Annotated in this window: 14 protein-coding genes, 2 tRNA genes, 3 rRNA genes and 1 riboswitch; of the genes, 13 read left to right on the top strand and 6 right to left on the bottom strand. The window is 59.8% G+C overall.

Annotated elements, in window-relative coordinates:
- Positions 1–2 precede the first annotated feature (2 nt).
- The 6 genes from CLU92_RS28350 to CLU92_RS24370 all read right to left on the bottom strand — a co-directional run bounded on the left by CLU92_RS28350 (position 3) and on the right by CLU92_RS24370 (position 5486).
- On the bottom strand, positions 3–125 hold the full coding sequence (locus CLU92_RS28350) for a hypothetical protein (RefSeq protein WP_257561676.1): 123 nt from the start codon (positions 123–125) through the stop codon (positions 3–5).
- A gap of 136 nt (positions 126–261) precedes the next feature.
- A 5S ribosomal RNA gene (rrf, locus tag CLU92_RS24390) occupies positions 262–374 on the bottom strand.
- Positions 375–512: 138 nt separating this feature from the next.
- Positions 513–3388: ribosomal RNA gene (locus CLU92_RS24385) — 23S ribosomal RNA — on the bottom strand.
- Positions 3389–3637: 249 nt separating this feature from the next.
- Positions 3638–3713: transfer RNA gene (locus CLU92_RS24380), tRNA-Ala, on the bottom strand.
- Between the two features lie 67 nt (positions 3714–3780).
- A tRNA-Ile gene (locus CLU92_RS24375) sits at positions 3781–3857 on the bottom strand.
- Positions 3858–3955: 98 nt separating this feature from the next.
- Positions 3956–5486: ribosomal RNA gene (locus CLU92_RS24370) — 16S ribosomal RNA — on the bottom strand.
- The 16S, 23S and 5S rRNA genes sit together here with 2 tRNA genes alongside, the layout of an rRNA operon.
- Positions 5487–5970: 484 nt before the next feature.
- On the opposite strand from CLU92_RS24370, the gene cobT reads away from it, so the two are divergent.
- From cobT to CLU92_RS24305, 13 genes are all read left to right on the top strand, one after another.
- Positions 5971–7011: a nicotinate-nucleotide--dimethylbenzimidazole phosphoribosyltransferase gene (gene cobT / locus CLU92_RS24365; RefSeq protein ID WP_101483963.1), complete on the top strand. Its 1041-nt coding sequence runs from the start codon at positions 5971–5973 to the stop codon at positions 7009–7011.
- A gap of 4 nt (positions 7012–7015) precedes the next feature.
- Positions 7016–7822 carry an adenosylcobinamide-GDP ribazoletransferase gene (locus CLU92_RS24360; protein WP_101483962.1) on the top strand — a complete coding sequence of 269 codons (807 nt, stop codon included), beginning with the start codon at positions 7016–7018 and terminating at the stop codon, positions 7820–7822.
- Positions 7823–7826: 4 nt separating this feature from the next.
- Positions 7827–8381 (top strand): histidine phosphatase family protein, encoded by a 555-nt coding sequence (locus CLU92_RS24355; RefSeq protein WP_101483961.1) that lies wholly within the window; start codon positions 7827–7829, stop codon positions 8379–8381.
- Between the two features lie 44 nt (positions 8382–8425).
- A riboswitch (cobalamin riboswitch) is annotated at positions 8426–8667 on the top strand.
- Between the two features lie 126 nt (positions 8668–8793).
- Positions 8794–10665: a TonB-dependent receptor domain-containing protein gene (locus tag CLU92_RS24350; protein WP_101483960.1), complete on the top strand. Its 1872-nt coding sequence runs from the start codon at positions 8794–8796 to the stop codon at positions 10663–10665.
- Positions 10666–10762: 97 nt separating this feature from the next.
- Complete coding sequence (locus CLU92_RS24345) at positions 10763–11788, top strand: iron ABC transporter permease (protein WP_101483959.1); 1026 nt, start codon at positions 10763–10765, stop codon at positions 11786–11788.
- Positions 11785–12552, top strand: a complete 768-nt coding sequence (locus tag CLU92_RS24340; RefSeq protein WP_101483958.1) for an ABC transporter ATP-binding protein — start codon at positions 11785–11787, stop codon at positions 12550–12552. The genes CLU92_RS24345 and CLU92_RS24340 overlap by 4 nt, the downstream gene beginning before the upstream one ends.
- A 2-nt stretch (positions 12553–12554) precedes the next feature.
- Entirely contained in the window at positions 12555–13187 is a 633-nt protein-coding gene (gene cobO, locus CLU92_RS24335) for a cob(I)yrinic acid a,c-diamide adenosyltransferase (protein ID WP_101483957.1), read from the top strand.
- Between the two features lie 7 nt (positions 13188–13194).
- Complete coding sequence (cobU, locus tag CLU92_RS24330; protein WP_101483956.1) at positions 13195–13761, top strand: bifunctional adenosylcobinamide kinase/adenosylcobinamide-phosphate guanylyltransferase; 567 nt, start codon at positions 13195–13197, stop codon at positions 13759–13761.
- The gene (gene cbiB / locus CLU92_RS24325) at positions 13755–14708 is read left to right on the top strand and encodes an adenosylcobinamide-phosphate synthase CbiB (RefSeq protein WP_101483955.1); all 954 of its coding nucleotides are present in this window, start codon (positions 13755–13757) and stop codon (positions 14706–14708) included. The genes cobU and cbiB overlap by 7 nt, the downstream gene beginning before the upstream one ends.
- Positions 14701–15687: a threonine-phosphate decarboxylase CobD gene (cobD, locus tag CLU92_RS24320; protein WP_101483954.1), complete on the top strand. Its 987-nt coding sequence runs from the start codon at positions 14701–14703 to the stop codon at positions 15685–15687. Before cbiB ends, cobD begins: the two co-directional genes overlap by 8 nt.
- Positions 15684–16583 (top strand): cobalamin-binding protein, encoded by a 900-nt coding sequence (locus tag CLU92_RS24315; protein ID WP_101483953.1) that lies wholly within the window; start codon positions 15684–15686, stop codon positions 16581–16583. The genes cobD and CLU92_RS24315 overlap by 4 nt, the downstream gene beginning before the upstream one ends.
- Entirely contained in the window at positions 16580–17377 is a 798-nt protein-coding gene (locus CLU92_RS24310) for an ABC transporter substrate-binding protein (RefSeq protein ID WP_101483952.1), read from the top strand. The genes CLU92_RS24315 and CLU92_RS24310 overlap by 4 nt, the downstream gene beginning before the upstream one ends.
- The gene (locus CLU92_RS24305; RefSeq protein WP_101483951.1) at positions 17374–18828 is read left to right on the top strand and encodes a cobyric acid synthase; all 1455 of its coding nucleotides are present in this window, start codon (positions 17374–17376) and stop codon (positions 18826–18828) included. Before CLU92_RS24310 ends, CLU92_RS24305 begins: the two co-directional genes overlap by 4 nt.
- Positions 18829–18831 lie beyond the last annotated feature (3 nt).

Genomic DNA, 18831 nt, shown 5'->3' with positions numbered 1-18831 from the left:
GCTCATCCACGGCTAGCACGGCGGCGGCCGTCATTTACCCGCGCGCGGCGCAGCAAGGCTTTCAGGCGGATTTCCAATTCCAGCAGCGAAAATGGCTTGAGCAGATAATCGGCATAGCCATTCACGGCCGAATCGAGCGCAGGCCCCTTCGGCTCCAGATAGGCACATTGTTGGAAGAATTGAAGAATGCAAAACAAAAGCAGCAGACGAAAAAAAACCCCACCGGAGTCCGGTGGGGTTTTCTTCTACTGCGAATAACAAGCCTGACGATAACCTACTTTCACACTGGTTGCAGCACTATCATCGGCGCAAAGTTGTTTCACGGTCCTGTTCGGGATGGGAAGGGGTGGGACCAACTTGCTATGGTCATCAGGCATAACTTGTACTGGCATTTGTCCTCAATTGAGCGACAAAGCCTGAATCTGGAAGAAGCAAAGATTGGGGTAATGAATAGTAGTATCAACAAACTCACAACGTTGTACCGTCTTATCCTCTGTACCTGCTAAGGTTATAGGGACAAGCCGTACGGGCAATTAGTACTGGTTAGCTTAATGCATTACTGCACTTCCACACCCAGCCTATCAACGTCCTGGTCTCGAACGACCCTTCAAAGAGCTCAAGGCTCTGGGAAATCTCATCTCAAGGCAAGTTTCCCGCTTAGATGCTTTCAGCGGTTATCTCTTCCGAACTTAGCTACCCGGCAATGCCACTGGCGTGACAACCGGTACACCAGAGGTTCGTCCACTCCGGTCCTCTCGTACTAGGAGCAGCCCCCTTCAAATTTCCAACGCCCACGGCAGATAGGGACCAAACTGTCTCACGACGTTTTAAACCCAGCTCACGTACCACTTTAAATGGCGAACAGCCATACCCTTGGGACCGGCTACAGCCCCAGGATGTGATGAGCCGACATCGAGGTGCCAAACTCCCCCGTCGATATGAACTCTTGGGAGGAATCAGCCTGTTATCCCCAGAGTACCTTTTATCCGTTGAGCGATGGCCCTTCCATACAGAACCACCGGATCACTATGTCCTACTTTCGTACCTGCTCGACTTGTCAGTCTCGCAGTTAAGCACGCTTATGCCATTGCACTATCAACACGATGTCCGACCGTATCTAGCGTACCTTCGAACTCCTCCGTTACACTTTAGGAGGAGACCGCCCCAGTCAAACTGCCTACCATGCACTGTCCCCGATCCGGATAACGGACCAAGGTTAGAACCTCAAACAAACCAGGGTGGTATTTCAAGGTTGGCTCCACGAGAACTAGCGTCCCCGCTTCAAAGCCTCCCACCTATCCTACACAGATTGGTTCAAAGTCCAATGCAAAGCTACAGTAAAGGTTCATGGGGTCTTTCCGTCTAGCCGCGGGTAGATTGCATCATCACAAACATTTCAACTTCGCTGAGTCTCGGGAGGAGACAGTGTGGCCATCGTTACGCCATTCGTGCAGGTCGGAACTTACCCGACAAGGAATTTCGCTACCTTAGGACCGTTATAGTTACGGCCGCCGTTTACTGGGACTTCAATCAAGAGCTTGCACCCCATCATTTAATCTTCCAGCACCGGGCAGGCGTCACACCCTATACGTCCACTTTCGTGTTTGCAGAGTGCTGTGTTTTTATTAAACAGTCGCAGCCACCAGTTTATTGCAACCCTTTCACCCTCATGGAGTAAACCAATCAAGCTACCGGGGCGTACCTTTTCCCGAAGTTACGGTACCAATTTGCCGAGTTCCTTCTCCCGAGTTCTCTCAAGCGCCTTAGAATACTCATCTCGCCCACCTGTGTCGGTTTGCGGTACGGTCTCGTATGACTGAAGCTTAGAGGCTTTTCTTGGAACCACTTCCGATTGCTTCGTGAACAAGTTCACTCGTCCCATCCCCTTGAATTCCGCGCCCGGATTTGCCTAAGCGCCTTCTATGAGACAGAAACTGACTATTCCAACAGTCAGACAACCTTCCGCGATCCGTCCCCCCATCGCATCATACGACGGTGCAGGAATATTAACCTGCTTCCCATCAGCTACGCATCTCTGCCTCGCCTTAGGGGCCGACTCACCCTGCTCCGATGAACGTTGAACAGGAAACCTTGGGCTTACGGCGTGGAGGCTTTTCACCCCCATTATCGCTACTCATGTCAGCATTCGCACTTCTGATACCTCCAGCATCCTTTACAAGACACCTTCGCAGGCTTACAGAACGCTCTCCTACCATATATATTGCTATATATCCGCAGCTTCGGTGACTGGCTTAGCCCCGTTACATCTTCCGCGCAGGACGACTCGATCAGTGAGCTATTACGCTTTCTTTAAATGATGGCTGCTTCTAAGCCAACATCCTGACTGTTTTAGCCTTCCCACTTCGTTTTCCACTTAGCCAATCTTTGGGACCTTAGCTGGCGGTCTGGGTTGTTTCCCTCTTGACGCCGGACGTTAGCACCCGACGTCTGTCTCCCAAGCTCGCACTCATCGGTATTCGGAGTTTGCAATGGTTTGGTAAGTCGCAATGACCCCCTAGCCATAACAGTGCTCTACCCCCGATGGTGATACTTGAGGCACTACCTAAATAGTTTTCGGAGAGAACCAGCTATTTCCAAGTTTGTTTAGCCTTTCACCCCTACCCACAGCTCATCCCCTAATTTTTCAACATTAGTGGGTTCGGACCTCCAGGGCGTGTTACCGCACCTTCATCCTGGCCATGAGTAGATCACTTGGTTTCGGGTCTACACCCAGCGACTGATCGCCCTATTCGGACTCGATTTCTCTACGGCTTCCCTATGCGGTTAACCTTGCCACTGAATGTAAGTCGCTGACCCATTATACAAAAGGTACGCAGTCACGGAACAAGTCCGCTCCTACTGTTTGTATGCACACGGTTTCAGGATCTATTTCACTCCCCTTCCGGGGTTCTTTTCGCCTTTCCCTCACGGTACTGGTTCACTATCGGTCGATTACGAGTATTTAGCCTTGGAGGATGGTCCCCCCATATTCAGACAGGATGTCACGTGTCCCGCCCTACTTGTCGTACGCTTAGTATCACCGGTCCAATTTCACATACGGGGCTATCACCCACTATGGCTCCTATTTCCAGAGGATTCTGTTATCGGTCCGACTATCACGTACAGGCTCTTCCCATTTCGCTCGCCGCTACTTTGGGAATCTCGGTTGATTTCTTTTCCTGCAGCTACTTAGATGTTTCAGTTCGCCGCGTTCGCCTTGCATACCTATGTATTCAGTATGCAATACCCTAAAAGGGTGGGTTGCCCCATTCGGAAATCTGCGGATCAAAGTGTGTTTGCTCACTCCCCGCAGCTTATCGCAAGCTACTACGTCCTTCATCGCCTGTAATCGCCAAGGCATCCACCATGTGCACTTATTCGCTTGTCCCTATAACGTTAGCCTCTCATCATTTGCATAATGAAAGAGCGCTACAGGGATAAGAAAGTACAACGTTGTTGCTTGTTTGTTGATACATACAATCATTACCCATCGATTTGCTTTTTACGGCAAACCAATCAATAAATAATCTTTACTTCTTCCAGATTGTTAAAGAACGAAACAGCTTTGATCGCTAAAAGATCAAACCTAAACCCAAGTCTTGTTGACTGGCTTACGTTTGCACTTTCGAGTAAAACTTGGTGGAGGATGACGGGATCGAACCGACGACCCCCTGCTTGCAAAGCAGGTGCTCTCCCAGCTGAGCTAATCCCCCTGTGGGTATTACATACTGGCAGGTCTGGCTGGACTAGTGTCCACCTTACCCCCGGGTCTGTTTTTACTGGTAGGGCTGGTTGGACTCGAACCAACGACCCCCGCGTTATCAACACGGTGCTCTAACCAGCTGAGCTACAGCCCCAACGCGGAACTACTACGACTACTGTTTCTTCTTAATTAAACAGCCGATAAGTGTGAACATTTGATGCGTGAATCATTACTGATTCGTGCAAACTCTAGAAAGGAGGTGATCCAGCCGCACCTTCCGATACGGCTACCTTGTTACGACTTCACCCCAGTCACGAATCCTACCGTGGTAAGCGCCCTCCTTGCGGTTAAGCTACCTACTTCTGGTAAAACCCGCTCCCATGGTGTGACGGGCGGTGTGTACAAGACCCGGGAACGTATTCACCGCGACATGCTGATCCGCGATTACTAGCGATTCCAACTTCATGCAGTCGAGTTGCAGACTACAATCCGGACTACGATACACTTTCTGCGATTAGCTCCCCCTCGCGGGTTGGCGGCGCTCTGTATGTACCATTGTATGACGTGTGAAGCCCTACCCATAAGGGCCATGAGGACTTGACGTCATCCCCACCTTCCTCCGGTTTGTCACCGGCAGTCTCATTAGAGTGCCCTTTCGTAGCAACTAATGACAAGGGTTGCGCTCGTTGCGGGACTTAACCCAACATCTCACGACACGAGCTGACGACAGCCATGCAGCACCTGTGTACTGGTTCTCTTTCGAGCACTCCCAAATCTCTCCGGGATTCCAGCCATGTCAAGGGTAGGTAAGGTTTTTCGCGTTGCATCGAATTAATCCACATCATCCACCGCTTGTGCGGGTCCCCGTCAATTCCTTTGAGTTTTAATCTTGCGACCGTACTCCCCAGGCGGTCTACTTCACGCGTTAGCTGCGTTACCAAGTCAATTAAGACCCGACAACTAGTAGACATCGTTTAGGGCGTGGACTACCAGGGTATCTAATCCTGTTTGCTCCCCACGCTTTCGTGCATGAGCGTCAATCTTGACCCAGGGGGCTGCCTTCGCCATCGGTGTTCCTCCACATATCTACGCATTTCACTGCTACACGTGGAATTCTACCCCCCTCTGCCAGATTCTAGCCTTGCAGTCTCCAATGCAATTCCCAGGTTGAGCCCGGGGATTTCACATCAGACTTACAAAACCGCCTGCGCACGCTTTACGCCCAGTAATTCCGATTAACGCTTGCACCCTACGTATTACCGCGGCTGCTGGCACGTAGTTAGCCGGTGCTTATTCTTCAGGTACCGTCATTAGCAAGAGATATTAGCTCTCACCGTTTCTTCCCTGACAAAAGAGCTTTACAACCCGAAGGCCTTCTTCACTCACGCGGCATTGCTGGATCAGGCTTTCGCCCATTGTCCAAAATTCCCCACTGCTGCCTCCCGTAGGAGTCTGGACCGTGTCTCAGTTCCAGTGTGGCTGGTCGTCCTCTCAGACCAGCTACTGATCGATGCCTTGGTAGGCTTTTACCCTACCAACTAGCTAATCAGATATCGGCCGCTCCACGAGCATGAGGTCTTGCGATCCCCCACTTTCATCCTTAGATCGTATGCGGTATTAGCGTAACTTTCGCTACGTTATCCCCCACTCTAGGGTACGTTCCGATATATTACTCACCCGTTCGCCACTCGCCACCAGAGCAAGCTCCGTGCTGCCGTTCGACTTGCATGTGTAAGGCATGCCGCCAGCGTTCAATCTGAGCCAGGATCAAACTCTTCAGTTTAATCTCTGTTACTTTGCCATTTTATTGGCACCGTCTTGCGACGGGTCGCTCACTCAAAAAACTGACAGGCTACTTCCGAAGAAGTATCCTATTTCATTATTTCTTGTGAACATTTGATATTTTAAGTTTTACAGCGATCCGAAGATCACTGCTGCACTTACATCAAATGCCCACACTTATCGACTGTTAATTGTTAAAGAACGGTATTCGGTACTGCTTTCGCGCTATCGACAAAGCGTTGTGTTTGTCAGCTGCGAAGAAGGAAGAGTATGAAGCGTTTCGGCCATTTCGTCAACCCCGTTTTTCAGCGCATTGCACTTAAAAACTTTTCTCACTTTACTCGGCATTTGCATGCGTCGTTCAGCGAGGGGGCGAATTATAGCCCTGCCCCGCACGCCCCGCAAGGGCTATTTTGCAGCTGAGCAAATATTGCTGTGTGATATCGTAGCGCCGGAAATACCCTGCCACATCCACCTTGACTGCCATGCCTATCCCACACATCACCCCCACCGCCAATCCCGTACTGGCCAGCGCACTCGAACACGCCATCAATAGCAAGACCAAGCCGCTGGGCAGTCTGGGCCTATTAGAAACCCTGGCCCGCCAGATCGGCCTGATCCAGCAAAGCGCGCAACTAGCATTGCGCCAGCCTGCCATCATCGTTTTCGCGGCCGACCATGGCGTGGTCGCCGAAGGCATTTCCGCCTATCCACAAAGCGTGACCTGGCAAATGGTGGAAAACTTCCTCGGCAATGGCGCAGCCATTAACGTCTTTGCCCGCCAGTCCGATTGCGCCCTCTATATAGTTGATGCTGGCGTGAACCATGATTTCGGCCCGCGCGACGGCTTGCTTGATCGCAAGCAGGGTCCCGGCACCCGCAACTTTGCCAACGAACCCGCCATGAGCCAGGAACAATGCATGGCCGCCATGCAGGCCGGGATGGACCTGGTCGCCACGCTCGACGGCAATGTGCTGGGCTTTGGCGAGATGGGCATCGGCAACACCACCGCTGCTGCCGCCCTGATGCACAAGCTTACGCAAACGCCTGTCGCCGAGTGCGTGGGCGCCGGTACCGGCCTGTCAAAGGAAGGCATACTACACAAACAGCATGTGATCGAAGCTGCCATCGCGCATCACGCGGCAGTCAATGAGCCACTCGACATACTGGCCACCTTCGGTGGTTTCGAAATCGCCATGATGGCCGGCGCCATGCTCAAAGCAGCCGAGCGGCGCATGATTTTGCTGATAGATGGATTCATCGTCAGCAGCGCCCTGCTGGTGGCGGCGCGGCTGCAGCCTGCCATCCTCGATTACTGCGTGTTTTCGCACTGCTCCGATGAAAACGGCCACCGCCAGCTGCTGGCCAGCCTGGGCGCGCGTCCGCTGCTGCACCTCGATTTGCGCCTCGGTGAAGGCACGGGTTCGGCTCTGGCCTTGCCGCTGCTGCACGCAGCCGTCAACTTCATGCGCGAGATGGCGACCTTCGCCTCGGCCCAGGTCAGCGAAAAGTCCACGCCAGACTAAGATCATGACCAATCCCGTTTCCGCCGCAGTCCACCAGTGCCGCCTGTTCTTCATTGCGCTGCAGTTCTTCACGCGTCTGCCCATCCCGCGCTGGGTGGGTTTCGAGCCGGACTGGCTGCAGCACGCCTCGCGCTACTTCCCCCTGGTGGGCGTGGTGGTGGCAGCTATCAGTGGCGCCGTGTATCTGGTAGCCAGCTCGCTCCTGCCAGCACCAGTGGCCGTGCTGCTGGCCGTCGCCGCAGGCATTTATCTGACGGGCGCCTTCCATGAAGACGGCTTCGCTGACATGTGCGATGGCTTTGGCGGCGGCATGACGCGCGAACGGGTGCTGGAAATCATGAAGGATTCGCGCATCGGCGCGTATGGCGCCATCGGCATTCTCAGCCTGCTGGCCATCAAGTGTGCGGCCCTCGCATCGCTGCCACCTGCCACGGTGGTGGCGACCTTATTCATCGCCCATCCACTTTCACGACTGGCCGCCGTTTCCCTGATCTGGCTCATGGACTATGCGCGCGACGAAGGCAAGTCCAAGCCAATGGCGCAAGAGATGAGCACCAGTGAATTCGTCATTGCCGCTACCTGCGGCCTGCTGCCCGCCATCGTCTGCGGCGCCTTGGGGATATTTTACTGGGCCGCGCTGGCCTTTGCCGTCGTGGCGGCGGCAGCTGCCGCTTTCTGGCTGGGCCGAAAGTGCCAGCACCGCCTGCAAGGCTATACGGGCGACTGCCTCGGCGCCGTGCAGCAATTGGCGGAAGTGGCGGTCTATCTGGCCATCCTGTCCAGCTTCCAACCACCCACACGCTTCTATTAACAGCATGCGCCTGATCCTCGTCCGCCACCCCACGCCGCAAGTGACCAGCAGCACCTGCTATGGCTGCAGCGATGTGGCGGTGGCACCGCAAGAAATAACCACGGTGCGCGCCAGCCTGCAAGCCACTTTGCCGACCGGCGTCCCGCTCTACGCCAGTCCGCTGCGCCGCTGCGCCGACCTGGCGGCAGCCTTGGCGCAAGACTTGCCTGCCAGCGCCCTGCACTTCGACGCGCGGCTGGCGGAGATGGATTTCGGTGCCTGGGAAATGCAGCCCTGGCACGCGATTGCGCGCGCGGACATCGATGCCTGGGCTGCCGACCTGGCCCACTACCGTCCCGGCGGCGGCGAGAATGTGCTGGCGATGGCCACCCGCGTCAATGCGTTTTTAGGCGATCTGTTGCGCGAAAAACACGAAACAGCCGTCATCATCTGCCATGCGGGCACCATCCGCCTGCTGTCAGCATTGCAAGCCCGGCTGCCATTGGAAGAAACTGCCCTTCTGGCCGCTCATTCGGCCCACAAAATCGCCTATGGTGCGACGGTCGTCGTCGATTTCTGATATCGAATCGTCCAGCCAGACATTTCAGTCTACGCCCACTGCACGTATAATGACCGGGTTTTGGTGCTCGCGCTCATGTCCATGAGCGCAGTTAAACGGGAAACACGATGCCGCAACCGCGGCGAACGTGTGCTGCCCCCGCAACGGTAAGCAAGTGTCGCCACTCCCGACAGGAAGCGGTCGACTAGCTATCTCTGACAACCACTGTGCCGCAATTATCAAGCATGGGAAGGTGGGATAGCCGTACTTGCCAGCCCGGATACCGGCCAGGACAGGTGGAAGTGTGCGAACGGGGATGTTCGCGATCCGAATGGCTGCTAGCCATCTTCGATCGTCATCGTCAGTTCCCACTTCTGTTCAATCTGGCCTACGGGGACGTCGGCTGGTTGCATATTACTAACTGAAAATTATCATGACCCATGCTGTTTCCCGCCACGCGGCGCTCACGTCGCTCGCGCTAGCTATTGCCGCACCAGCCGCTTTCGCTCAATCCACGCCGGACACCTTCGACCCCATCGTCGTCACCGCCAACCGCTATCCACAGCACCTGAGCGAAGTGTTGAGCGATACGCAGACCATCAGCGCGGAAGACATCGCGCGTTCTGGTGCTGGCTCGCTGGTCGACCTGCTGCAAAAGCAGCGCGGTATTGAAGTGAGCCGCAACGGCGGCGCAGGCACCTCGGCCAGCGTGTTCATCCGCGGCGCGAACAGCAATCAGAATATCGTCCTGGTCGACGGCGTGCGCATCGGTTCGTCCACCCTGGGCACGGCCAACTGGAGCGCTCTGCCCCTGTCGAGCATCGACCGTGTTGAAATCGTCTATGGTCCATTAAGCACCATGTATGGCGCCGATGCCATCGGGGGCGTCATACAGATCTTCACCAAGAAAGGCGACGGCGCCACGCGCTTTTCCGCTTTCGCTGGTTACGGCAGCAACAACACGCGCCAGGCTGAAGCCAGCGTTGCCGGCTCGACGGGTGGAGTGAACAGCTTCAGCTACGCACTGGCAGCAGGCAAGGAAAAATCGGATGGCTACTCCGCTTCCAAGCTGGGCGCCTCTTCGTTCACCTACAACCCGGACAAGGACGGCTACGAAAAGGAAAGCGTCAGCGGCCAATTCGGCTATCAGATGGCCAAAGGCCATGAAGTCGGCCTGGTATTCCTGAATAGCGAACTGAAAGCCCAGTACGACGCCGGCCCAGGTTACGATGCGCGCAGCAACCAGAAACTGCAAAACGTCTCCGTCTTCACGAAGAACGAATTCCTGCCCAACTGGACCAGCGAATTGCGCTACGCGGAAGCACGCGACAAGTCGGGCGATGACAGCAGCGCGGCATCGTATGGCAAAAGCCAGATCGACACCAAGCAGACCGACATCACCTGGCAGAACGACATCCGTATCGGCCGCGACAATCTGCAACTGCTGGCCAGCTACCGCGATGAAGACGTCATGTCGAGCAGCACGCCGGAAGTGACGGGCGCACGCAATACCAAGTCCTACGCAGCGGCATACAACATGGTGCGCGGCGCGCACCTGTTTAATATCAGCGGCCGCCGCGACGACAACTCGGCATTCGGCTCGCACAACACGGGCAGCATCGCCTACGGCTACCGCATCAGCAATGCGCTGCGCGCAAACGCCAGCTATGGCACCAGCTTCCGCGCACCGACCTTCAATGAGCTGTACTACCCCGGCTACGGCCTGGCATCGAACAAGCCGGAAACTGGCCGCAATGCGGAATTTGGCCTGCACTACAACGACGGCGTATCGCAAGCCAGCGCGACCTACTACCATAACAAGGTCACAGACCTGCTGGTCAACACCACGCCATGCCCGGACCCGCTGTTCAACGGCAGCTATGGTTGCGCCTACAACGTCAACAAAGCCCTGCTCGAAGGAGTGACCCTGGCAGCCAGCCGCAAGTTCGGCGCCTTCAATGTCAGCGGCAACATAGACCTGCAAGACCCACGCGACGAAACCAAGGACAAGCAGCTGCAGCGCCGTGCCAAGCAGCACGCCAACTTCGCTGTTGACTACACGCTGGGCGCGCTGACCTCGGGCGCCGAATGGCAGCTGTCTGGCAAACGCTACGACGATGCCGCCAACAAGAATGTCCTGGGCGGCTATGGCCTGGTCAATCTGTACGCCACCTACCAGTTCGCCCGCGACTGGTCGATGCTGGCACGCTGGAACAACATCGCCAATAAAGACTATGAACTGGCCCGCTTCTACGCGACACCAGGTTCGAAAGTCTTCGTCGGCATACGCTACGGCATGAAATAAGCACATGGCTATGATGTAAACTGCGGGCGATGGCATCGTTGTCACCGCCCGCAGTTGCAGTTCTGCAGTTCTGCAGTTCCCGATTTTAAGGCAGTACATGCACCCATTTTTCCGCAACATGCGCCACCGCGCCACCGTGATCCTCACGGTGCTGGTCGTGTGCGCCGTTGCCAGCCTGATTTTCTCCGGCATGATCGGTTCGATCGCGATTCCGCTCGCCGACCTGCCTTCCGCCCTGTTCCATGTAATACAGGGCAAGACCGATACCCTCGCCGCCACCCTGCTCGACCTGCGCCTGGGCCGCGCGCTGACCGCCTTTGTCACGGGCGCGGCACTGTCGCTGGCGGGCCTGATGATGCAGGCCCTGCTGCGCAATCCCCTGGCCGACCCGTATGTGCTGGGCATTTCCGCTGGCGCCTCCGTGGGCGCGCTGGCCGCGCTGCTGTTCATGTGCGCGCTGTGGGTGGTCGACGCGGCCGCCTTTGCAGGCGCCGTCGGCGTGTCCATGCTGCTGTATCTGTTTGCCCGCCGCGACCTGCGCGGCGGCACGGCTGCCGAAGGCGGCGCCTCGCTCTTGCTGCTGACGGGCGTGATCCTGGCTTCGGCCTGCATGGCCATCGTCACCCTGATGCTTTCCATCGCCCCGGAAAGCCGCTTGCGCAGCATGGTGTTCTGGATGATCGGCGACCTGTCCGGTGCGCCCGCGCGGCTGATGCCCTGGCTGGTCCTGGCCGGCGCCATGGTCTTTGCACTGCGCTGCGCGCGTTCGCTGAACGTCATGGCCCTGCACGCGGAAGCAGCCAGCACACTGGGCGTGCGCGTGGGCGCGCTGCGCAAGGGCCTGTTCTTCTGTTCCGGCCTGCTCACGGCCAGCGCCGTCACCAGCGCCGGCAGCGTGGGTTTTGTCGGCCTGATCGTGCCGCATGCGCTGCGCTTCGCCTGCGGCCCCGATCATCGCCTGCTGATACCGGCGGCCGCACTGGCCGGCGGTACCTTCCTGGTACTGGCCGATACCTTGGCGCGCACCGTGCTTGCGCCCTTGCAGTTGCCCGTCGGCGTGGTGACAGCCATGATCGGCGCGCCCGTCTTCCTGTACCAACTGCACCGATTGCGCCGCACATGATACGTACTTACCAACTCGGCCTGAAGGCAGGCACGCGCTCCCTCGTGGAAAACCTCATCTGGCACATCAAGGATGGCGAATGCTGGAGCGTGATCGGCCGCAATGGCGCGGGCAAGAGCACCTTGCTGCGCACCCTGGCAGGCTTGCGCGAACCGGATGCGGGCCATGTGACGATACAGGGCCGCGCCCTGATCGACTGGCCGCTCGATGAGCTAGCGCGCGAACGAGCCTTCCTGGCGCAAGCGCGGCATGACGCGTTCTCGTACCGCGTCATCGAAACCGTGCTGTCGGCGCGCCACCCGTATCACGACAACCATTACTGGGAAGGCAGCGACGACCAGCGCATCGCCCTGGCGGCGCTGGCCTCGATGGAAGTGGAGCAGCTGGCCGAACGCGACGTGCGCAGCCTGTCCGGCGGCGAACGCCAGCGCGTGGCGATTGCAGCCATGCTGGCGCAGGATACGCCCCTGCTGCTGCTCGACGAACCAGCCAATGCACTGGACCTGGCGCACCAGGTCAGCGTCATGGGCCTGCTGTCGAAACTGTGCCGCGAACAGAATAAAACCGTGGTGATGGTGGGGCATGATCTGAACCTGGCGCACAGCGTCTCGACCCATGCGCTGCTGCTGATGGGCGACGGCGGCTGGCTGGCCGGCCCCGTGGCCGAGGTGATGCAGGCATCCATCCTGAGCGACTACCTGGGCCACCCGATCGAGATCATCGCCCACGGCAAACGCAAGATATTCATACCGAAAGAGGATTAAACATGAGCGACAACAAACCCGTCGATGCGCAAGCCGCAGCCATAAACGAACGCCACCGCGTGCGCATGGAGAGAAAAAAGGCCATCATCGACGCAGCCATTGCCAAGGCCGACAAGGAAATCGGCATCATCATCGTCAACACGGGCAATGGCAAGGGCAAGAGTTCGAGCGGCTTCGGCATGGCCATCCGTGCCATGGGCCACGGGATGAAAGTGGGCGTGGTGCAGTTCATCAAGGGTGCCATGTCGACGGGCGAGGAAAAATTCCTGCGCCGCTTCCCCGACGAAATCAGTTTTCATGCGATGGGCGAAGGCTATACCTGGGAAACGCAGAACCGCGAACGTGACATCGAAAAGGCCGAACTGGCATGGGAGCAGGCGAAGACCTTCCTGGCCGACCCCAGCTACGGCCTGGTGCTGTTCGACGAACTCAATATCGCCCTCAAATACAACTACCTCGACGTGCACAAGGTCATCGCCGACCTGCTGGAACGCCCGGCCATGCAGCACGTGGTCATCACGGGCCGCGGCGCACCGGACGAACTGATCGCAATCGCCGACACCGTCACCGAGATGGCCGTCGTCAAACATGCGTACGCGGCCGGCATCGGCGCACAAATCGGCACCGAGTGGTAACAGTGCCATGACGCGCATCCTGGTCTTCGGCGGCGCCCGTTCCGGCAAGAGCGCCTATGCGGAAAAGCTGGCCCGCGAGTCGGGCAAGGAAGTCGTCTATATCGCCACCGCGCAGGCGGGCGACGGCGAAATGGCCACGCGCATCGCGCATCACCGGGTACAGCGTCCGGCCGAGTGGGCCACCCTGGAAGAACCGCTGCGCCTGGGCGACGCCATCCTGCGGGAAGCACGGCCCGGCCGCCTGCTGCTGGTTGACTGCCTGACCCTGTGGCTGACGAATCTGATGTTTTCCACCGGCGAGACGTATCCGGACGTGGGCGACATCGCCCTGCCCGAACTGTTCCACAGCGAGCGCGCGCACCTGCTGTACGCGCTGGCCGAAATCGGCGATACCGGCTGCGACATCGTGCTGGTATCGAACGAAGTGGGCATGGGCATTGTGCCCTACGGCGCCATCTCGCGCTGCTTCACGGATGAAGCGGGCCGTCTGAACCAGGCCGTAGCGGCCATCTGCGACAGGGCCGCGTTTGTCGCCGCCGGCCTGCCGCTGTACCTGAAAGGCGCCCCATGCTGAGTGGCTTGTCGCTGTCTATGCTGGCAGGCCTGATGACGGCCGGCGTACTGCTCGATCTGATCCTGGGCGAGACGCGCCGCTGGCATCCGCTGGTGGGCTTTGGCCGCCTCGCCAGCGCGCTCGAACGCCTGCTGAACCAGGGCCATGGGCGTTTCCTGCGCGGCGCGCTGGCGTGGCTGCTGGCCGTGCTGCCGATCAGCTATGCCGCCTACTGGCTGTGCGGCCTGGCCGGTGCGGCCCTGCATGTCTTCCTGCTATATCTGTGCCTGGGCTTGCGCAGCCTGCGCGACCACAATCAACCGATCGCCGATGCCCTGGCCATCGATGACCTGGACAACGCGCGCCTGCTGACGGCGCGCATCGTCAGCCGCGACACGGCCAACGCCGACGCGGCCAGCCTGGCCAAGGCCAGCACGGAATCCTTGCTGGAAAACGGCAACGACGCCGTCTTCGGCACCCTGTTCTGGTTTGCCGTGGCGGGCGGCCCCGGCGCCGTGCTGTTCCGCCTGGCGAATACGCTCGACGCCATGTGGGGCTACCGCACTGCGCGCTATGACTGGTTCGGCTGCTGCGCTGCGCGCATCGACGATATCCTCAATTACCTGCCGGCGCGCCTGACGGCCCTGTCCTATGTCTTGCTGGGCAAGACCATGGCGGACAAGCAGCGCGCCTGGCACTGCTGGCGCAGCCAGGCCCCCGACTGGGGCAGCCCAAACGCGGGGCCCGTGATGGCCAGCGGCGCCGGCGCCCTCGGCCTGGCCTTGGGTGGCGACGCCATCTACGACGGCAAGCTGGAACGCCGCCCGCCGCTGGGTGCCGGCCGTCCCGCCGAAGCGCGCGATATCGACCGCGCCTGGCGCCTGGTGGCCGAAACGGCCGTGCTGTGGCTAATCTGGGTGGCGCTGCTGGCCGGTCTGTACTACCTGCGGGGGAAATACCTTGCTTGAACATGGCGGCAATCTGCGCGACGCCGCGCGCGAGTATGGACGACCAATCGCCGACTGGATCGACCTGTCAACCGGTATCAACCCGCACTGGTATGTAGCGCCAGCGCCTGATGCCAATGCCTGGCATCGGCTGCCGGAAGCCGATCCCGCGCTGGCGGCCGCCGCCTGCGCGTATTACGACGCGCCAGCCATGCTGCCGGTTGCTGGCACGCAGGCCGCCATCCAGGCCCTGCCCCGGCTGCGACCACCGTCACGCGTGGTGGTGGCCGCACCATCGTATGCGGAACATGCGCACCACTGGGGCCAGCACGGCCACGCATTATGCCAAGTGCCGTATGCGCAGCTGGCCGATGCCGTCGACCACTGCGACGTGCTGGTCATCTGTAACCCGAACAACCCCACGGGCGAGCGCATCGCGCCCGAGATATTGCTGGACTGGGCCGGCAAGCTGGCTGCGCGCGGCGGCTGGCTGGTTGTCGATGAAGCGTTTGGCGACACGGAAATGCAAGCCAGCCTGGGTCCGCACACGCATCGACCAGGTCTGATCGTGCTGCGCTCCATCGGCAAATTCTTTGGCCTGGCGGGACTGCGCCTGGGCTTTGTCGCCGCCCATGCTGCGCTGCTGGCCCAGCTGGCCGACATGCTGGGACCGTGGAGTGTCAGCGGCCCGGCACAACACGTGGCGCTGGCAGCCTTGAGCGATACGCACTGGCAGGCGGAAATGCGAGAACGCCTGCGCGGCGAAGGCGCCCGCCTGCACCAGCTATTGGTCGCGCACAGTATCCCCAGCAGCGGCACGGCGCTTTTTCAGTGGTGGCCAGAAGAACGCGCCGAGACATTCTGGCGCCACATGGCAGAATCAGGCATCTGGGTGCGCCTGTTCCGCCACGCCGCTCATGGCATCCGCCTGGGCCTGCCCCCCGACGAACACGCCTGGCTGCGCCTGCAGCAGACCCTCACCACATGGAATCACACATGAACCACTTGAAAACCACATTGCTGCTGGCCGGACTGATCTCGCTGCAGGCGCATGCCGCCATCACCGTGCGCGACGACGACGGCAATACCGTCACCGTGGAAAAACCGGCGCAGCGCATCCTGGCGCTGGCGCCGCATGTGACGGAACTGCTGTTCGCGGCCGGTGGCGGCGACAAGATCACCGGTGTCGTCAGCTATAGCGACTACCCGGAAGCGGCAAAGAAGATCACGCAAGTGGGCGACAACCGCCAGTACGACATGGAGCGCATCATCGCCATGAAACCGGACCTGATCGTCGTCTGGATGCATGGCAGCGCCGAGCGCCAGATCGCCATGCTGCGCCAGCTGAAGGTGCCCATCTATCACAGCGAGCCGCGCAAACTGGCCGATATCCCCGACAGCATGGAGCGCCTGGGCCAGCTGATGGGCACGGAAAAAACCGCCAAACCGGCCGCCGCCCTGCTGCGCGCCAAGCTGGCCAGCCTGACGGCGCAATACGCGCAGCGTCCGCCCGTGCGCGTGTTTTACCAGGTGTGGGATAAACCCTTGTACACCTTGAGCGGCGCGAGCATCATCAGCGACTCCATGCGCGTGTGCGGCGGCCAGAATGTGTTTGCCGGGATGAAGGTGGTGGCACCCGTCGTCACGCCGGAAGGCGTACTGCAGGAAGACCCGGAGGTCATTTTCGGCACCAGCGAAAAAAGCGATCCGCGCAGCGAAGGCGGCCTGAGCATGTGGCGTGCCTTCCCCTCCATGACTGCCGTGCGCAAGAATAACCTGTTCCGCCTGAATGGCGACCTGCTGAACCGCGCCGGCCCGCGCATGATCGAAGGTACGGTCGCCATGTGCGAGCAGCTGGAAGTGGCCCGCAAGCGCCGTACCAAAGCTGCTCAATGAGTCACTACCAACGCATCGCCTGTCTGTCGACGGAAGCCGTGGAGACACTGTATGCGCTGGGTGCGGAAGACGTTATCGCTGGCATTTCCGGCTTCACCGTGCGTCCGCCACGGGCGCGCGAGGAAAAAACCAAGATCAGCGGCTTTTCGTCCGCGAACCTGGAGCGCATCCTGGCCATCCGGCCCGACCTGGTGATCGGCTTTAGCGACATGCAGGCTGATATCTGCCGTGACCTCGTCAAGGCCGGCATCGAAGTCCATCAGTTCAACCAGCGCACGGTGGACGGCATCCTGCGCATGATCGGCGTGCTGGCCGCGCTGGTGCAGCGCGAGGAAGCGGGCCGTGTACTGATCGCCAGCCTGCGCGCCGACATCGCCGCCGTCCAAGCCCGCGCCGCCTCCTGGGCGCGCAAGCCGGTGATTTACTTTGAAGAGTGGAACGATCCCCTGATGAGCGGCATCGGCTGGGCAGCGGAATTGATCGGCATCGCTGGCGGCACTGACGCCTTCCCGGAATTGTCCGCCCATGCTGGCGCCAGGGAGCGCATCATCGCCGATCCTTTGGCCGTGGTGCGGCGCGCGCCCGACATCGTCATCGCCAGCTGGTGCGGCAAGAAATTCCAAGCCGCCCAACTGGCGGCACGCCCGGGCTGGAACGCGATTCCCGCCGTACAGAACCAGATGCTGTTCGAAATCAAGTCGCCCGACATTCTTTCTCCCGGTCCGGCCGCCATCACAGAGGGCTTACGCCAGATCAGCGATATCGTCGCGCAGTGGCAGGAGCGACAACCATGAAAAGCCCCTTCCCCGCCCTGATGGTGCAAGGCACGACGTCCGACGCGGGCAAGAGCACCGTCGTCGCGGCCCTGTGCCGACTATTGAAGCGCCGTGGCGTGACTGTCGCGCCGTTCAAGCCGCAAAACATGGCATTGAATAGCGCCGTGACGGCGGACGGCGGAGAAATCGGCCGCGCCCAGGCTTTGCAGGCACTGGCCTGCGGCATTGCGCCGCACACGGACATGAATCCGGTGCTGCTGAAGCCGTCGTCGAACACGGGCGCGCAAGTGATCATCCATGGCAGGGTGCGCGCCGAAATGGATGCGCGCGACTACCAGCAATACAAGACCATCGCCATGGGTGCCGTGCTGGAGTCGTACGCGCGACTGCGCCAGCAGTACGACGCTGTCGTCGTCGAAGGCGCGGGCAGCCCCGCCGAAGTCAACCTGCGCGCGCGCGACATTGCCAACATGGGCTTTGCCGAAGCCGTCGACTGCCCCGTGATCCTGGTGGCCGACATTGACCGGGGCGGCGTCTTCGCCCACATCATCGGCACCCTGGCCTGTCTGTCCGACAGCGAGCGCGCGCGCATCCTCGGCTTTGTCATCAACCGCTTCCGCGGCGACGTCTCGCTGCTGCAACCCGGCATCGACTGGCTGGAGCAGCAGACGGGCAAGCCCGTGCTGGCCGTGCTGCCCTATCTGCAAGGCCTGTTCCTAGACGCGGAAGATGCCGTGGAAGCGATGCAGGCAGAACGCGGCGCCTTCAAGGTGGTGGTGCCGCAACTGCCGCGCATCAGCAACCACACGGATGTCGATGCGCTGCGCGCCCACCCCGGCATCGACCTGCAATTCATCCAGCAAGGACAGCCGATTCCGCCTGCCGACCTGGTGATTCTGCCCGGCAGCAAGAACACGCGCGGTGACCTGGCCTGGCTGCAGCAGCAGGGCTGGCCCGCCTATCTGGCGAAGCACCTGCGCTACGGCGGCAAGGTGCTGGGTATCTGCGGCGGCTTCCAGATGCTGGGGCAGTCCGTACACGACCCGCTGGGAGTGGAAGGCGCAGCGGGAGAGTCAACGGCGCTGGGATTGCTCGACATGATGACTGAACTGACGGCGGAAAAACGCCTGCAACAGGTGGCCGGGCACTGCGTCTTTGCCGGCGCGGCCGGCGCACCCGTAGCCGGCTACGAAATCCACATGGGCGTCTCGCAGGGCGCCGCCCTGCGGCAGCCGGCGTTCATGATCGATGGACGACCGGAAGGGGCCGTATCGGGCGACGGGCAAATCCTGGGCAGCTATTTGCACGGCATGTTCGATACGCCCGCCGCATGTTCGGCGCTACTGCGCTGGGCGGGGCTGGACTCCGGCCACACGGTAGACACCGCCGCCCTGCGCGAAGCCAGCCTGGAGCGCATCGCCGACGCGGCGCTGCCGCTGCTGGCCGCCCTGGAGCAAATCAGACGCTAGTGA

Source organism: Janthinobacterium sp. 61, from assembly GCF_002846335.1.
Lineage (GTDB): Bacteria > Pseudomonadota > Gammaproteobacteria > Burkholderiales > Burkholderiaceae_D > Janthinobacterium.
The sequence above is the reverse complement of the archived record's forward strand: the minus strand, read 5'-3'. Positions and strand labels throughout refer to the sequence as shown.

Bases quoted from the DNA above. Each gene is read 5' to 3' on its own strand.
- cobT (WP_101483963.1), top strand. From the start codon at position 5,971: ATGCCTATCCCACACATCACCCCCACCGCCAATCCCGTACTGGCCAGC.
- CLU92_RS24360 (WP_101483962.1), top strand. From the start codon at position 7,016: ATGACCAATCCCGTTTCCGCCGCAGTCCACCAGTGCCGCCTGTTCTTC.
- CLU92_RS24355 (WP_101483961.1), top strand. From the start codon at position 7,827: ATGCGCCTGATCCTCGTCCGCCACCCCACGCCGCAAGTGACCAGCAGC.
- CLU92_RS24350 (WP_101483960.1), top strand. From the start codon at position 8,794: ATGACCCATGCTGTTTCCCGCCACGCGGCGCTCACGTCGCTCGCGCTA.
- CLU92_RS24345 (WP_101483959.1), top strand. From the start codon at position 10,763: ATGCACCCATTTTTCCGCAACATGCGCCACCGCGCCACCGTGATCCTC.
- CLU92_RS24340 (WP_101483958.1), top strand. From the start codon at position 11,785: ATGATACGTACTTACCAACTCGGCCTGAAGGCAGGCACGCGCTCCCTC.
- cobO (WP_101483957.1), top strand. From the start codon at position 12,555: ATGAGCGACAACAAACCCGTCGATGCGCAAGCCGCAGCCATAAACGAA.
- cobU (WP_101483956.1), top strand. From the start codon at position 13,195: ATGACGCGCATCCTGGTCTTCGGCGGCGCCCGTTCCGGCAAGAGCGCC.
- cbiB (WP_101483955.1), top strand. From the start codon at position 13,755: ATGCTGAGTGGCTTGTCGCTGTCTATGCTGGCAGGCCTGATGACGGCC.
- CLU92_RS24315 (WP_101483953.1), top strand. From the start codon at position 15,684: ATGAACCACTTGAAAACCACATTGCTGCTGGCCGGACTGATCTCGCTG.
- CLU92_RS24310 (WP_101483952.1), top strand. From the start codon at position 16,580: ATGAGTCACTACCAACGCATCGCCTGTCTGTCGACGGAAGCCGTGGAG.
- CLU92_RS24305 (WP_101483951.1), top strand. From the start codon at position 17,374: ATGAAAAGCCCCTTCCCCGCCCTGATGGTGCAAGGCACGACGTCCGAC.